This window comes from Paenibacillus sp. 05T425, assembly GCF_056396205.1.
This window is the reverse complement of record NZ_JBFTLA010000003.1, coordinates 91,734-106,315: the sequence shown is the minus strand read 5'-3', so window position 1 is coordinate 106,315 and position 14,582 is coordinate 91,734. Positions and strand designations below refer to the sequence as shown.

General features: G+C 51.7%; 9 protein-coding genes. 1 reads left to right on the top strand and 8 read right to left on the bottom strand.

Going from position 1 to position 14,582, the window contains the following annotated elements:
• Positions 1 to 57 precede the first annotated feature (57 nt).
• Entirely contained in the window at positions 58 to 1,437 is a 1,380-nt protein-coding gene (locus AC1DF0_RS07295) for an ABC transporter substrate-binding protein (protein ID WP_477573525.1), read from the bottom strand.
• 271 nt (positions 1,438 to 1,708) lie between these two features.
• Here AC1DF0_RS07295 and AC1DF0_RS07290 point away from each other — a divergent pair, with 271 nt between their 5' ends.
• On the top strand, positions 1,709 to 2,470 hold the full coding sequence (locus AC1DF0_RS07290) for a response regulator transcription factor (protein WP_442049947.1): 762 nt from the start codon (positions 1,709 to 1,711) through the stop codon (positions 2,468 to 2,470).
• A 320-nt stretch (positions 2,471 to 2,790) separates the two neighbouring features.
• Here AC1DF0_RS07290 and AC1DF0_RS07285 read toward each other — a convergent pair whose 3' ends face one another.
• From AC1DF0_RS07285 to AC1DF0_RS07255, 7 genes are all read right to left on the bottom strand, one after another.
• Positions 2,791 to 5,481, bottom strand: coding sequence for an endo-1,4-beta-xylanase (locus AC1DF0_RS07285; protein ID WP_442049948.1), 2,691 nt, complete (start codon positions 5,479 to 5,481; stop codon positions 2,791 to 2,793).
• Positions 5,482 to 5,555: 74 nt separating this feature from the next.
• On the bottom strand, positions 5,556 to 6,449 hold the full coding sequence (locus AC1DF0_RS07280; protein ID WP_477573524.1) for an ABC transporter ATP-binding protein: 894 nt from the start codon (positions 6,447 to 6,449) through the stop codon (positions 5,556 to 5,558).
• 3 nt (positions 6,450 to 6,452) lie between these two features.
• Entirely contained in the window at positions 6,453 to 9,320 is a 2,868-nt protein-coding gene (locus AC1DF0_RS07275; protein ID WP_477573523.1) for an ABC transporter permease, read from the bottom strand.
• Between the two features lie 50 nt (positions 9,321 to 9,370).
• The gene (locus AC1DF0_RS07270) at positions 9,371 to 10,429 is read right to left on the bottom strand and encodes an efflux RND transporter periplasmic adaptor subunit (protein ID WP_477573522.1); all 1,059 of its coding nucleotides are present in this window, start codon (positions 10,427 to 10,429) and stop codon (positions 9,371 to 9,373) included.
• Positions 10,404 to 11,129, bottom strand: a complete 726-nt coding sequence (locus AC1DF0_RS07265; protein WP_442049952.1) for an ABC transporter ATP-binding protein — start codon at positions 11,127 to 11,129, stop codon at positions 10,404 to 10,406. The genes AC1DF0_RS07270 and AC1DF0_RS07265 overlap by 26 nt, the downstream gene beginning before the upstream one ends.
• A gap of 341 nt (positions 11,130 to 11,470) precedes the next feature.
• The gene (locus AC1DF0_RS07260) at positions 11,471 to 13,465 is read right to left on the bottom strand and encodes a glycoside hydrolase family 43 protein (RefSeq protein ID WP_477573521.1); all 1,995 of its coding nucleotides are present in this window, start codon (positions 13,463 to 13,465) and stop codon (positions 11,471 to 11,473) included.
• Between the two features lie 168 nt (positions 13,466 to 13,633).
• Positions 13,634 to 14,572: a carbohydrate ABC transporter permease gene (locus AC1DF0_RS07255; RefSeq protein ID WP_442049954.1), complete on the bottom strand. Its 939-nt coding sequence runs from the start codon at positions 14,570 to 14,572 to the stop codon at positions 13,634 to 13,636.
• Between the last annotated feature and the right edge of the window lie 10 nt (positions 14,573 to 14,582).

Sequence of the window (14,582 nt, the reverse complement as noted above, 5' to 3'; positions counted from 1 at the left end):
TAACAGTCCCCTTAGAATGACTTCTAATGGGGACTGTCGGTCACTCGTTACAATAGATTACGAACCGTACACCGCATCAATCGCCGATTGGAACACCGGTTTGTATTTCTCAACAACAGTGGACACCGATACTCCGCTGTTGATCTCTCCGATGAAGTCCCAATACTTCAAGGCATCGCCGTACGTGCCATGATCGAATACTTGCAAGCCTGCAAGCGCGCTCCGTGCATTGTTAATGTCGTCTTCGTTGCTGAATGACGATTCTAGGCTTGCTTGGCCCGGATAATCGTATTCGGAATCGATATCGTTGATTTTCTCCCAGATGTAGAGGAGCTGCTCCGGATTCTCGACCGACTTCGGAATTGTAAGCGCTTGGAATGCGCCTTCACCGGAATGATATTCGGTCGCACTTGGGCCTTTAGGGAACGGCAAGAAGCCAATGTCCGCATCTGGCATATCCGTTTTGAAGCCGTTTAATTCGTACATAGCGCCTGCATACATAAGCGTGTTGCCTTGACGGAAGAATTGTCCCGGCTCTGTCCAGTCCCCGCCCTCTGTCGGTCTGTACACTTGCTCCGTTGCCATTTTCGACAAGAAATTCAATGCTTCTTGCGTAGCTGGATCCTCCAAGTTTTGTTTGTCGCCCTTGGTCAGGTAAGCTCCGTTGGAGTATAGCGCGTGCTCTGCGACTTGGGAGTTTGCAAGTCCCCAAGTATCCAGCTTGCCGTCGTTATTCGTGTCTTTGTTAGCTTCTTTCGCAACTTGAATGAACGTATCCCAGTTCCAATTGTCTTCGTTCACATAATCTTGAAGCGCTTTGATGCCAAGCTGGCTCATAAGCGTCCGATTGTAGAAAATACCTTGGATAAGGCCGCCTTGGTCTTCTGTGAATGCATACCCTTTGCCTTCATAAGTGAAAAATTCGCTAGTTGTTTTCTGATGGAATACTTTCGCGTTTTTCGTATATTCGTCAACCGGCCATAGCAAATCTTGCTTCACCAGCGTCGGAACCGTATAGTTTCTGCCAAGACGGACGATGTCGCCAAGCGGTTCTCCGGCCAGCAAGGAGGCTGTAACCTTTTGCTGATACTCGCCGAAGTCGACCGCAACGTACTCGATTTTGAAGTTATGCTTCTTCATCAATTCATCCAGGTTTTTCTTCTTTTGAATGTTGTCCGGGTTGTCTTCAGGTATCGTCATATCCCACCAGGATACGACTTTGATCGTTTTGCCGCCTAAGTCGAAGTCCATCTCCGGCGAGCCGGCATCTACTTCTTCTTCACCCTCCGGCGCAGCTGTGGCCGTGTTGCCAGCGCCGTTGTTTGTAGCTTGGTTTGATCCGTTGTTCGTGCTACTGCCGTTGCCCGAACCGCCGCTGCATGCGGAAAGTACGAGAACGAACGCGCATAGCAGCACCATTAATTTGCGAATCTTCATTGCGAATCCCCCTTAACATATTGAACTACACCGAAAGTGTAGCGCTTTCATAAGGCAGGCAACAACCTGTGCGAATACAGGTCTGTCACCCGTCAAATTCTAGATTGGAAATCATTTCATTTCACGAAAATTTGTTTTTTGAGCAAGAAGTAAAAACCTGTGGGCTATGCAAAGAAAAGCACGTTGTTTCGTTTGCGCCCAGTTCACATAATTAAAGCGTAGTCATTCTCCCATAAGGAAAACCCCTAAGTACAAATAGGAGGTAATCATCGTGTATAAAGTGCTGCTTGTCGACTTTGACTCCTCATCGTCGTTGGAGATGTTGCAACATATGTCGGAATGGAATCGGATCGAGTTTGAAATGGACGCTTATGCGAACAGCTCTGCGGACGCGATCGATTTTCTCGACCGAAACCACTTTTCACTAATCCTGATAAGTATGAACGGCTCCCATAACGACGGCTTGTATCTTTGCGATTACATTCGCCAGAAGAGCCGCGTACCGATTGTTCTGATTGGCGGAAGCAACGATTTCCAGCTTGCCCGGAAGGCTCTCTATTACCAAGTAAGCGATTATTTGCCTGATCCTGTTTCCTCTGTCGAGCTAACGTCAAGCTTGTTGGCCGTCAAAGCCGAGCTCGATTGCGCTATCGACAAAAATAAAGCGCTGTCATGGACGCCGACGGAAAAGGAATCCCAATCTCAACCGAATATTATCGAGAAGGTTAAGGAATATGTGGATGAGGCGCTGCATCAAAACATCACCTTAAAGGAAATTTCCAATAGCCTTCATTTCAATTGCTCTTATTTGGGTCAAAAGTTTAAGTTCCAGGAAAATATGACCTTCAATGAATATTTGCTGCAACAGCGCATGGAGAAGGCGAAGCTGCTGCTTGAGAATACGGACATGAAAGTGTATGAAATCGCGAATGAGATCGGTTATACGGAAATGGATTGGTTCTACAAGAAATTCAAAGCGTATACGGGCGTAAGCGCCAACGAATATCGAAAAATGTTTTTCATTACTGCGTAACCGCTTACAAGAAGAGGGTTACGTTAGCCTGTATTTCATACAGTCTAATCGACCCAAATCAGCTACGAAATTACTTTTAAGTGGAAATTATACAGCCAAAACCTGCAGTTTAGCCCTCAGTAACCTTTTTCCGCCCATTTGACTGCACAAAATCCAGCCAAACTCTGAAATCTTCTCATTCCTAGCCTTTTGATTGGATAAAGTCCATCCAAAAGCTAGTGCAACTCTAAGCGAGCCTTATGAATCGACAGTCTCACATTTCCACTCCTTGTCAATAAAGGTTTGAAAGGGCTGTCCCGATACCGGGACAGCCCTTTCAATTAATTCGTAAGCTCCAGCAGTCCGATCTCGGACAAGTTCTGCCACGTCATTCCTGTCGTATCATTCCAGATCGCGATGCTGTCGCGAATGCCGTCATCGTTTTGGTCGTTGTTGACCTGTACGTCGAAACCAACCAAGCTGCCGGCCGCAGGTGCCGTTCCAGTCCAAGCGATGGAAGCTTCGACGATATAGCCGTTAGCAGTAAGCTTCGCTGCGGATACGAGCCGTCCGCTCGAAGAACCTGGGCTAACGGACTGCTCGTTGTCGAAGTTGATCCGGTATTGCCCGTCGTCCGCATCATACGGATTGGTTCTTGCATCGTTTTGATCAAGGAATATTTCTACCGAATCCTGCTCCCATACGTTCGCGCTTCGTTTTGTAAGCAGCGAATCAGTTACTTCCGCCAATATATAAAGGCGGCTGCCATCCCAGAGCGTTCTGACCTTCGCTGTTGAACCGGACGTTCCTTGCACCCACCGGTCTGTCGTAATGGCGGATGCTGACGTCCAGATGCCGTCGATATGGCCGTCAATAATCGGCGTTCCACGCACAGCCTTCGTCAATTGAGGGCCTTCAATTAGCTCTAGCTCGCCGAAGCCCGACGTATCGGCATCCTGCTTATGATGAACATCGTTCCACGACGTCAACGAGGTAGCGCTGCCTGAACGATTATTGATTCGTACGTCAAAGCCGATCGTTTGGCCAAGAGCTGCCCCCGCGAGCGGAATTGACGCTTCGATAACGTAGCCGGTCGCGGTTTTGACCGCCTTGTATTCGGCTGGACTATGCGGATTCGCCCCGCTCCTGCGGAACGTATACTTCTTGTCGTCCGACTCGTAGGAGGTTGTCTTGCCGTTGTTTCCGTCAATGAATACGTCAACCGAATCGTTTCCGTTAACCGACGAGTCCAGCACATCGACCCAAACATGCAGCTTTCCGGCTGCCCATTGTGTCCGGTAAGAAGCAGCCTTGCTGCCCGCTGATTGAATCGTTATCGGCCTTGCTGCCTTCCATGAATCATCCAGCTTGCCGTCTACCTTCACGGTGCCGGCAACTGCGGATGTCTTGTGTATCTCAACCGGCAGTTTGCTTGGATCAACAAGCGCCCAGTACGCATACTTCGCTTGAAGACGTTCATCGAACAGCAGCGGCCAATTGTTCCGATCGACCGGGAACGTTCGCAGCCAAGTATTCAAATCGTCCTTGCCCCAGAAGATGACGGATGTAAGCTGATCCGCATGCTTCTTGAACACGTCGAAGATCGCCTGGTACCGTCTCGCCTGTGTGATCTGCAATTCCAGCGGGAAGGTCTCGTAAGACTCGGCGTCATTCGTATAAACGCTCATATCCAGCTCTGTAACTTGCTGCTCGATGCCAAGGTCGCGGAAGGCCGCGAGCATGTCGTCGAGCTCCTGAATGGAAGGACTCGCGATGCCGATATGCGTCTGATGGCCGACACCTTGGACCGGTATGCCCTTGTTTTGGAGGCGCTTGATCAGGTCATATATAAATTGCCGTTTATCCGTAAAATGCGTGTTGTAATCATTAATGTATAACACGGCATCCGGATCGGCAGCATGGGCGTATTCGAACGCTTTCTCGATGTACTCCTCGCCTGCGATTTGATACCATAAGCTGTTCCTTAAGCCGCCTCGCTTACGATCTCCCGGCTCAATGACCTCGTTCACGACGTCCCAGGCATAGATTTTCCCTTTATAGCGGCCGACAACTTCGTCAATGTGGCTCTTCATGCGCGCGAACAGCAATTCCTTGCTGGCTAGATTGCCATTGTCGTCATAGAACACCCAGTTCGGTGTCTGCGAATGCCAAATCAGCGTATGTCCGCGTACCGCAATGCCGTTTTCCTCCCCAAATTCTACGATTTTATCCGCATTGGCGAAAGTAAACTGCCCTTCGACCGGCTCGGTCGCATCCCATTTCATCTCATTGCCTGCGGTAAGGCTGTTGAAATGTTTTTTGAGCAGCTCAGCGTCCGGCCCCTCCTTATCTGCTATCTCGTTAACGAGCAAGGCTGAACCAAGAAGAAAATCGTCAGCGAACACATCCTTCAAGCTCGGTATGTCTTGCTCGATTTCGATCGGAATCGGATCGGGTACGCGTTCAATTATAAATTCATCAACGTAGAAGGATAACGTCGGATTGTCGAACGATTCCAAGTAAACACCGGCATTGGAAACGGGATTTTTGAGCGTGTATTCGCCCGACAGCTTCACCCATCCGCTATCCGTCGCTGTTTTGGTCGTGACAGATTCGTAATAGGGCGTGCCGTCCGTCGTCCGCTCGACGAGCATGCCGACGGACGAGGCGCTCGAGCCGGCCGGGAGACGTACCCATGCCGTGATGCCGTATGTCTTGCCGACTTCCATGAACGACGTCACGTTGAACGTTGGGCCGTTCCAGCCTTGCGTCCTTCCTTCCACTTTAAGCCCATACTCGCCCGAATAAGCCGCATCAGACGATGCCGACAAAATAACGCCTCCGCCGCGCGGCTGCCAGCCTTGTACCGTTCCGTCCTCAAAGTCCGTTGCGATACGCTGGGGCTCGAAGGATGTCTCATCAATTGCCTCCGCATACACTTGCGTCCGGGACGTGATCGAGCCAATCGTTGCTGCGCTTAGCATCAGCGCTGCGGCCAGTCCCAGTACCATCAACCTTTTTAACCGTTTCATCTTGCGAACAACACCTCTCTCCAATCATTTATCCATATCAAACTCCTCTTGCGGGGAGTGGAAATGGCGCTTGGTTAGCCTGTCTGCTTCGCTGACTGGGGATAGAGAACGATACGGCCGTCCTCCATTTCCACGCGTACCTTGTTGTTGTCTTTGAAACCGTCCATATCAAGGAATCCGGAAGGAATTTGCAGCCGTCCTGCCTTGTCAAGCACGGCGTATTCCGTGTGGCTCTCCGCTTCAAGCATGGCGCTCTCGGCATCCAACATGGCCAGCTCGTCGGCGTACGACACTTTGCGGATCATTTCCGCCGACGTCTTGCCGTCCCGAATCTGGACAACGCGGTCCACCTTGCGCGCTAGCGCCGGATCATGTGTTACGATTACGATTGTAATTCCCATCGAACGGTTGAGTGTCCGGAACAAATCGAGAACCTGGTTTGATGTTTTCGTGTCAAGCGAGCCCGTCGGTTCGTCGGCGAGCAGCAGCTTCGGATCGTTGGCCAGCGCGATCGCGATCGCTACCCGCTGCTGCTCGCCGCCAGACAGCTCGCTCAGCCTGTTTTTCATTCGATGTCCAAGCCCCACCGCCTCCAGCAGTTCCATCGCCCGTGCCCTTCGCCGCTTGCCGCGCAGCAGCATCGGAAGCTCTACATTAGCCAATGCGGTCAAGTATGGAATCAGGTTGCGCGCATTGTTCTGCCATACGAAACCGACCGTATCGCGCTTGTACGCTACCAGCTCTTTCTCGCCGAACTTCAGCAAGTCTTGACCGTCTACGAACAGCTTGCCGGCTGACGGCTTATCGAGGCCACCAAGCATATTCAGGAGCGTCGACTTCCCGCTGCCGGAATTGCCGATAATCGCCATCAACTCTCCGTTTTCGACCTGCAGATCAAGACCTTGCAAGGCGAATACCTCAAGATCCGCCATTTTGTAAATTTTGACGAGCCCTTCGCTTTTAATCATCGTCTACTCCTCTCCAAGCTTGAGAGCTTGCGCAATCCGAATTCTCGACAAGCGGTAACCGAGGATTAGAAGGCCTAGCGTCAATGTAATGCCGATAATGCTATACAACTGCAGATAATCGCTAAGCTGTTGAATCATTTCGAAAGGCGGCACTTGATCCTTCGTTGCAAATGACATTTCGAATAACGGCACGAACAGCTCGCTTATCGTATTGCCGATGACGACGCCTAACAGAACCGCCGCTCCTGAAGTCAACATTTGCTCGCTGACGAGCATGCCGATTATTTGCCCGAATGGAATGCCCATTGCCCGCAGCACGCCGTATTGAAGCGTTCTGCCCGACAGCGTAAGCACCCAAAACAGCAGGAAGCCGAAAAAGCTGATCAGCATAGAGATGACGAAGCCAAGCGTCATGACACCGTTGATCGCAAGTCTGAACGGATCGTTTTTCGATTGAATCAGCTCTTGCGTAGCGTCTTGAAGATTGATAATTCTTAGCTTCTTCTCCGCCAACTGGTCGTAGACGGTTTGGCTAGAAATACCGTCCTTCAGCTTCAGCCACACCTCATAAGGCTCTACGGCAAGCCTGTTCTGAATCGTGCCGAGATGGCCCACGATCAAGTTCGGCTGCACAGCCTTCTCGTTATCGGCATTGCCGGTCGGAAGCGGATTCCAGCTCGGCCAGTAGTCGATAATGCCATAAACGACGAATTGTGCTTGATCGAGCCCATCCCAAGACAGTGAAATCGTATCGCCCAGCTTCGTCTTTGCCTTGTCCGCGATCGAGCGAGAAATGAGAACCGCTTTCGTATTGGGCGCGAGCAGATTAAGGTACCCGTTAATGGGGTGTTCGAGCAGCCCATCCTTCATCCAAGCCGTCCGGCCGAAGTCCATCGTGTCGATGCCGATCAGAGTAGTCGCCCCGCTTGCTCCGCTTGCAGGCGTTACGAATCGCGCCTTCTCTTTCTTGAACACTTTGGCGCTCGCGAGGATGCCTTCCAGCTCTTCGAAAGGCTGGAACGGCGGCTCGGTGTATTGAACCCGGTTCGAGCTCGAAGCTGTCGTATCGGCTTGCGTTTGCGGAGCGGACGACATATAGGTCGATGGCCGCGCATCGCTTTCCCAGCGGGTCATAATAGTCATATCGGCTCCGATATTGTACTGAATCTTGCTCTCCATGTTGTCATTAATGGTACGGGCCGCATTCGCGCTGAAGAGTCCCGTTGCGACGGTCATGATGAGGAACAGCTTAATCGTCTGGTATTGTCCGGACGACCGGCTGATCTGAACTAGCGTGTTGTACAGTGCAGGCGACCACCACCGGCGACCTGCCAAATAGACAAGTCGAATGAACCATGGATATACCCTCAGCAGCAGCAAGCCGCCTCCGAGCGCGAATAATGAAGGCATGAGGAAGAGCATCGGATCGAGCTGGAAGGCATCCGAGTCAAGCCCTAACCGCTGCAAGTCCTCCTGGCGCTTGTTGAAATTGTAGAGCAGATATACGGCTATGCCGACAAGGATAAAATCAAGGCCCGTCTTATGCCAGAACGACAGCTTGTTATGGCGGGCGTTTTGCTGCTTATGACTGACGATACTGACTCTAGTCGCCATGAACGCCGGGATCAGGATCAAAGCCAATGCGGCGGCTACCGCCACAGATGACACCATGTAAGCGCTGCTGGTCAGACTGACCTCAAGCGCCGAGCGATTGACGAACTCCAGGAAACCGTTCGATGCGCCAAGCACTTTCGTGAACCAAATGCCGAGAAACGGACCAACGGCAAGCGCGCTTATACCAAGAAACAGACTTTCGAGCGTATAAGCCGTCATAATCTGCAAACGGCTTGCCCCGCGGCTTCGCAGGACGGATATTTCCGTCTTCTGCCGCTCAATAATGAGATTGGCGGCCATATAGAGATAGAAGGCAAGCATGAGCATAACCGGCGAATAGAGTGACAGCATCATAACATCAAGCTTCTCTTGCTTTCCCTGATAGTCATTAACCGTTGATACGGCAGGAATGTTGACCTCGTCGACACCAATTCGGCCGCGGAAATATCGTCTAATATCCTTGTCGGCTTGCATGAATGCATCGATATTATCGATCGTTAATTCCTCGTAATTAAGTGCTAGGCGCCAATCCAAGCTTGCCAGCTTCGTCATGCCCCCAAGTATGAAATCGCTCTCAAACTGATCGAAAGGAATAATGAAGCCGTCGCTATCCTCGGAAGTAAGAAAAGGCAAATACGGATCTGCCGTTGGGTTGGTCTCCATAATCCCAACCGGGATGACGCGAAACTTCGTTTTGTCCGGCGCTTCGGCAATCAGTTCGTCCCCCAGATCTCGTTTCGTCGCGATTAGAAACTTCTGCGTAACGAGCGCCTCGTAAATACCGTCGGCGCGAACGGTCGGCATTGCGCCATCGATCAAGCGAACGCGGTTCTCAAGGCCGGAGAGCGATCTGATGCTGCCCGCTGCCTTCTGCGACTGCTTCTCCTGATCCGTTGCGTCAGCACCGTACACCTTCATGCGCTGCGTGAAACGCTGCTGATAGAAGGATAAAGCTTCAAGTCCCGCCTTGCCCGGTATTGTTTGCACGAATCGGTCCGCCCGCTTGATAGCCTCGATCGTCTTCGCGTCCATTGCCGACGCGGATACGGTCGTACCGATGCGAATATAACCCGGATACACGCCTTCCTGAAGCTGCACCGATTGCAGCTCCTTTTGCAGCGTTCGCTGCAGGATGGCTTCCGAGTAAAGCGGCATGGAGCTGAATAAGGCCACGCATACGGTGAGGCCGATCCATAGATTCAGCTGCAGCCACTTGTTGTTTGCCATCTTGCGGAGGATCATCGTCCATAAGGCCATACGTACACCCCATCCTTGCGCCAGTTACATGCTTGTAACTGGTCTTCATGTTAGTTATTCAGAATGACCTGCTGGCCTTCCTCGAGCCCTTTAACAATCTCCGCTTCGGTCGATGTTATCAGCCCTACCTCAACGTCGACCTCCTTGCGTCGTTCGCCTTCCGCCACCTGCACGTAATAACGTCCCATATAAGAGCGAATGGCCGAGCGAGGCAGAACGATGACGTTCTCGCGTTTCTGCAGCTCAATCGTAAGCTCGGCGCTGTCGCCGATATGGATGCCGTCCGGCGCATTGTCCATACTCATGTACAGGGTTACTGCGTTACGCTCAGCTTTGGCCCCATCCGCGCCGATCGGAACATTGGAAGGCGATTGCAGCACTTTGCCCGTGTAAGCCTTGCCCTTATACTTCAGACTGACGGGCATGCCCGCTTCGACCGGCTGTACTTCCTTCATTTCACCTGCGACATACGTGAGTTGGATGCGAGACGTATCCGCAATCGATACGATGGATTGGTACGCATTCACAAAGTCCCCCGCATTCAACGTTTCCACGAATGTTACCGTCCCGGAAATCGTTGCATATATCCTGGATTTCGCAAGCCGTGTCTCCATCGATTGCAGTGACATATTCTCTCGCTCAAGATCGATTTCGCGCAGACGAAGATCGATCGGCGTTGCGTCAGCGTCACGGGCTTGCTTATACATCAGCTGCGCTCTCTCCAAGTTAAGCTTCTGCAGATTATATTGCAGCTCAAGATCTCCCGTTTCTTGCTCCGCGAGCAGATCACCGGCCTTCACTTCTTGACCGATCGTCACATTGATTGATTTAAGCCGGCCTCCCGACTCCTTGAACGACAAGTTCTCCGAGCTCGAGGAGACGAAATGGGCTGTTCCTTTGAGATACGTCTGAATGGATCCACGGCTTGCTTCCACGATATCCAGCTGCTCTTGCGCAGGCTGTATGAGCGGAGGCTGCAAGGCTTGCTGCTCGGCAGGGAGCAGTCCGCATCCGGACAGCGCCAGCATCGCGGCTAGTGCGATTGCAGCTCGCCGCGTTGCCGTCAACACCCGTCCATATCCGTTATTCGATGTTCGTATGCGATACAATTGTTCCATCCTCCAATGAAATAACATGATCAACAAGCTCCATGATGCCAGGGTCATGCGTCGTTAGAACGACCGTCATCCCGGAACGATTAACGAGCTCACGGAAAACCCTCATCACTTGAATGCCCATCCGGCTATCGAGCTCGGCCGTCGGCTCGTCAGCGATAAGCAGCACGGGTTCATGGGCAATCGCCCGTGCGATCGCTACGCGCTGCTGCTCGCCTCCCGACAGCTCGGCCGGACGATGCTTCATCCGCTCCTTCATCCCGACCTGCTCCAGCGCCCGCTCGGCCGCCTCGCGATTGCCCTTGAACGGCGTACCCGCCACGCGCAGTCCGAATTCAACGTTCTCGTAGGCATTCATAAGCGGAATGAGACCAAAGGATTGGAACACGAGACCGATTTTCTTTCGACGTATAGCGCTTCTCGCCTTGCTGGGCATGCGCGTAATTTCTCTGCCTTGAAAGAACACCTGTCCTTCCGTGGGCTCGTCAAGCGCGCTAAGCATATTCAGCAAAGTCGTCTTGCCTGAGCCGGACCTGCCTTTGAGCGCCACCATCGATCCGGCCGGTATATCCAAATGAACGTCCGATAACGCGGTGACGGCGCCATTGCCTTTGCCGAATATCCGCTTAAGGCCGATCGCCTTTAATATCGTCTCGCCGCTTGCTGCACTCGGTGACTCTCTCTTCGCCGACATCGCTAACCTCCTTGTTTTATCTCATTATCACTATTAATTTTAACGTTTTCATTTCTTGAGAAGTACCTGTTCGTTTCTTGTTCGTTCACCTTATAAACGATAGGTTTTCGGGTTGTAAGCTCAAATACGCTCTGACACGAAGGTGCGGCTGGTGGGCTCGATCTTCCGGATTTGCTCCATAAGAGCCTATATGTACTTACGGACACAGTCACAAACCCTGCTTCGCTCTGTAAGAGCAAATATGCGCTTACACGAAGCACGAAGGCGAAAAGTATTAATAAAAAACAAGCAGCGCCAGCCGGACTCCCCCGACTGGCGCTGCACAAAACACTTCCATTAACTTATTTGCCGAACTGCCATGCATTGAAAGTGAATAACTCTACATCGGCCTTGCCTTTGAACACGAAATACAGATCGTGAACGCCTTCGGCGCCTGCGACCGCTGTCTTCACTTCTGTCCAGCTAGTAGAGCCCTCTCCCTTCGGTATGGCAAGCGAGCCAATCGCGACACCTTCCGGACTATCCAGATGCAGCTCGATGATAGCATCATCGATTCCGCCAACTACGAACGCCGAGAAGGCGGATGCGCCATCGCCGAAGTCCACTCCTGCTACAGCCGTCCAATCGCCGTTATGAATGTCCGCAATCGCAAGTTCTGCGACAGCCGTTCCTCTATCATCTCTCTTCTGCGGCAGCGCATCGACGCCAGCGCTCCACGCAAGCGTCTCCGCTTCCACGCGAACGAACGGATTAAGCTTATTCAACTGAGGAACACCTTTCAGATCGGCTTCAATCTCCTGAATGGCACCATCCGCGCCGAAGCTTACTTTGTTCAGATGCGTCGAACGATAGCCTTTCGGTACGCCCATCGCCTTGGACAACGTCTGCGCGTGATAGGCGATATACCACTCGCCGTGGAACTGGAACATCGCGTGGTGATTGTTGCCGCCTACGCCGAAGAAGTGGCCGGGATTTTTTAGAATGGAACCTTGATACGTCCACGGACCCATTGGACTTTCGCTGGTCATATAGGCGATTTCACCTGCCGCCGGGCTTCCTTCCGGCCTGGCGCCTCCGTAGAAATTCGAGCAATACGTGTAGTAATAAACGTCGCCAACCTTATTGATGCCGGCATCTTCGAACATGAACGGCGCAGGAATGACCGCGGCTTCGCCGACAACGCTGATCATATCGTCGCCAAGCTGCATAACGCGAGCCGTATCCGGCTTCTCTTCCTTCCCTTCCGGGATGCCTCCTCCGAAATAGATATATCCCGTGCCGTCGTCGTCAACCAGTACGGCCGGATCGAACAGCCAAGTTACGCCTTGCGCTGCCGGCGCCGATCTCGAAATCAGCGGCTTGCCGATCGGATCGATCCAAGGGCCGGTCGGGCTATCGCTTGTCAGTACTCCAATCCCGCTCGCGTTGTTCGCGAAGTACAGGAAGAACTTGTCCTTGCCGTCAATCACCTTATGTGCCGCTGCCGGGGCCCAAGATTGCGTTGCCCACTTCGCCTCGCCTTCCGGACCAGCAACGACTACGAAGCCATGATCCGTCCAGTTCATCAAATCCGAGGATGAGACGATAGACAACCGGTTAATCGACCCGTAAGTGTTATCCTTCACTTCACCTGCCTCGTCGTACTCCAGCACGTCGTAAGTGCTATAGATGTAGACGCGGTCATTGTATACGATCGCGTAAGGATCGGCGCCGAATTTATGCGACACAATCGGATTGCCGTTCTGAGGAAGCTTGCCGATCGCGCTTGCGGGCGGCTGATAGCTCATATCGGCGGACGCTCCGCTAACGTTATACGCCGTGCTTTTATTACCTGAATCCACAATATCCAGACTGTTTACTTTAAATTCCTTACTCATTTGCACAATCAACTCCCTTTTTTGTATGAATGTAATCGTTGCCAGCTCTTTGCTGCCATCCAGGTTGGCGAATGTAATAACCGAGCCGTTATCATTGCCGATTCGAAGCTCCACCCCTTCCTCCGTAGGCTGGAACGCGACGGCTGCCGCCGAAACGTTGCTCGGGTTCGGGACGATTGTATCGACTTCGAACGCAGCTGGAATGTTCAGCAGTGCGCGAATTTGCACAACTTCTTGCTCAACCGGAAAATCGTCCATCAATAATTTCACTTCATAGGTTGTGTCCTTCTCCTTGCTTAATTCTAGCGTCTCTTCCTTCAGGTAAGCCGACAACACAACCTCAGACTTCTGTCGCTCTAATTCGTTCCGGCCAATCTGTGATTGGTAGAAAAGAAATATTGCCGTGCCCGCGGCAAGGATCGCAACTGCGAGTCCAAGACGCTTCTTAACGGTCAGCAAGATGTCACCTCTTTCCCTATTAAAGAACATAGTAATGTCAACTAGGGATAGGAACAACCTGCCTATTACTTAGTCATTACCCGTCAATTTCTAGGTTCGCGCAATAACAGCGCGGGACACCCCATTTGGGTGCCCCGCGCTCATGATGAATTGCAAATAACAATTTACTCAGCCTTTAACGCCGCCAACCATCATGCCTTTGACAAAGTATTTTTGCAAGAACGGATACACCATGATAATCGGTACGGAAGCGACGATTGTCATCGTTGCCCGGACGGATAGCGGCGTGACTCTATTTTGCTGAGCTCCGCTCGCGCCGCTTATCATGCCATCCATGCCCGACGTACCGGCAGTCGTGTTGGAGTTCTGCAAGATCTTCTGCAGCTCATACTGAAGCGTGCTTAGATCGATATGCGAAGAGTTGTACAAGAACACGTCGAACCAGGAATTCCATTGAGAGACGCCCGAGAACAAGGCGACAGTAGCGAGTACGGGAGTCGTCAGCGGCAGCACGATGCTGAAGAATGTCCGGTATTCGCCGGCACCGTCGATTTTACCCGATTCGAGAATGCTGTCCGGCAAGTTCTCAATGAAGGAGCGGATAATGATCAGGTTGAAGACGCCGATCAAGCCCGGCCAAATATACACCCAGAAGCTGCCTACCAGATGCAAATCTCTCATCAACAAGAAAGTAGGAATCAGGCCGCCGCTAAAATACATGGTCAAAATAAATGCAAGTGTAATAAACTTCCGCAGCACAAACTCCTGCCGACTGATGGAATAGGCTACCATCGCGGAACATATCACCGTCAAGCCCGTTCCGATGACCGTACGCAAAATCGAGATCAACGTGGCATGGAAAATCGTAGCTTCCTTGAAAATGTATTGATAGTTGTCCAGCGTCCACACCCTTGGAAGCATGTAAATACCGCCTTTAAGCGAGTCCTGCGAGCTATTAAGCGATACGGCCAATACGTTAAGGAATGGATAAAGCGTAACAACCATCAACAAAATCATAAAAGTATAGTTGCAGATGTCGAATATACGATCGCCCATCGGGGCTTTGATTTTGTATTTCTTGTTCCGATTCACATCGCTTGAAGCCATCTGAAAACCC

What these genes read in the sequence shown, in the direction of transcription:
- AC1DF0_RS07255 (WP_442049954.1), bottom strand. Translation starts at nt 14,572, where the DNA reads ATGGCTTCAAGCGATGTGAATCGGAACAAGAAATACAAAATCAAAGCC.
- AC1DF0_RS07265 (WP_442049952.1), bottom strand. Translation starts at nt 11,129, where the DNA reads ATGTCGGCGAAGAGAGAGTCACCGAGTGCAGCAAGCGGCGAGACGATA.
- AC1DF0_RS07295 (WP_477573525.1), bottom strand. Translation starts at nt 1,437, where the DNA reads ATGAAGATTCGCAAATTAATGGTGCTGCTATGCGCGTTCGTTCTCGTA.
- AC1DF0_RS07275 (WP_477573523.1), bottom strand. Translation starts at nt 9,320, where the DNA reads ATGGCCTTATGGACGATGATCCTCCGCAAGATGGCAAACAACAAGTGG.
- AC1DF0_RS07280 (WP_477573524.1), bottom strand. Translation starts at nt 6,449, where the DNA reads ATGATTAAAAGCGAAGGGCTCGTCAAAATTTACAAAATGGCGGATCTT.
- AC1DF0_RS07285 (WP_442049948.1), bottom strand. Translation starts at nt 5,481, where the DNA reads ATGAAACGGTTAAAAAGGTTGATGGTACTGGGACTGGCCGCAGCGCTG.